The following is a 1442-nucleotide window of genomic DNA, read 5'->3' as shown; positions in this document are numbered from 1 at the left end:
ACGATTCCTAATCTCTTTGTCAAGCGGCGTTCGTGACGGGGGGTATGGATTCGTAGCACCGGCCGTCGCGCAACAGGGCCCACAGGACGTTGACCCGGCGTCGGGCGAGGGCGAGGACGGCCTGGGTGTGCCGCTTGCCTTCGGCGCGTTTGCGGTCGTAGAAGCGGCGGGATTCGTCACAGCAGCGGATGCTGATCAGCGCGGAGGTATAGAAGACGCGCTGGAGTCGCCGACTGTAACGTCTGGGTCGGTGCAGATTGCCGCTGATCTTGCCCGAGTCGCGTGGAGCCGGGGCAACGCCGGCGAACCCGGCGAGGCGGTCCGGGCTGTCGAAGGCTGTCATGTCGCCGCCGGTGGCGGCGAGGAACTCGGCGCCGAGCAGGGCGCCGATGCCGGGCATGCTCGCGATCACCTCGGCGTGTTTGTGCTCGCGAAACCGGGCCTCGATGAGCTTGTCGGTCTCGGCGATCTGCTCGTTGAGGCGCATCACCTCCTTGGCGAGCGTGTGCACGAGCTGGGCCGTCGGCTTCTCCCCGGTCACGCTGGTGTGCTGGCTCTCGGCGGCTGCCAGGGCCTTCTCGGCGAGTTGGGCAGCACCGCGGACCTTGCGCTTGCGCAGCCAGGTCTCCAGCCTCCGGGCCCCGGTCCTGCGGATGGCGGCTGGGGTCTGGTAGCCGGTCAGCAGGATCAGCGGGCCGGTATTCGTGAGGTCCAGAGCCCGGTCCAGAGCGGGAAAGATGCTGGTGAGGTGATTGTGGAGCCGGTTGATCACGCGGGTGCGGTCGTCGGCGAGGTCGCGGCGATGGCCGGTGTGGACCTTGATCTCGGCGACCAGTTCGTCACCGGGCCGCAAGGGCTGCAGGTCCCGGCGGATCCGGGCCTGGTCAGCGATGATCGCGGCATCCTTGGCGTCGGTCTTGCCTTCGCCCCGGTAGCCCTCGGAGGCGCGGCTGACGGCTCGGCCGGGGATGTAGAGCGTGTGCTGTCCGTGGTTGAGCAGCAGATCGATCATCAGGGCGGCGCCGCCGTCGGCCAGGTCGATGCCCCAGGTGACCTCATCGCCCAGGGCGAGCACGTCGACCAGGAGCTTCAGCAACTCCGTCTCGTCGTTGGCCACTCGCCGCGACAGCAGCCGCTTGCCGGTGCCGTCGATCACCACGCAGTGGTGATGGGTCCTGCCGGCATCGATGCCGGCCCAGATCGCTGTCACGCGCTCTCCACGGGTCGCTTGCCTACCTGCACCACAGACGACCTCGCTGGCGAGTCCCTACTCAGCGATCGGATCGCAATTCCTAATCAGCAGCCGAGTCGTCGGGGGGGTCGGGCGGCGAATCGTAAGAAGCCATGGACGGCAGACCACTGAAAGCCACACCCGACACCCCTGGGTGAGCCAACCCTACGAATGGCTCGCTCATCCCGATCAACAAGGTAGGGACCACTGA

General features: G+C 67.3%; 1 protein-coding gene. It reads right to left on the bottom strand.

Annotated elements, in window-relative coordinates; translation table 11 throughout:
- Positions 1–19: 19 nt before the first annotated feature.
- Entirely contained in the window at positions 20–1210 is a 1191-nt protein-coding gene (locus KWI83_RS37660; RefSeq protein WP_218518867.1) for an IS110 family transposase, read from the bottom strand.
- Between the last annotated feature and the right edge of the window lie 232 nt (positions 1211–1442).

It is taken from the genome of Streptomyces sp. TRM70350, from assembly GCF_019219825.1.
Taxonomy (GTDB): Bacteria; Actinomycetota; Actinomycetes; order Streptomycetales; family Streptomycetaceae; genus Streptomyces.
Note: the sequence above shows the minus strand (reverse complement) of the source record. Positions and strands in the feature narration are given on the sequence as shown.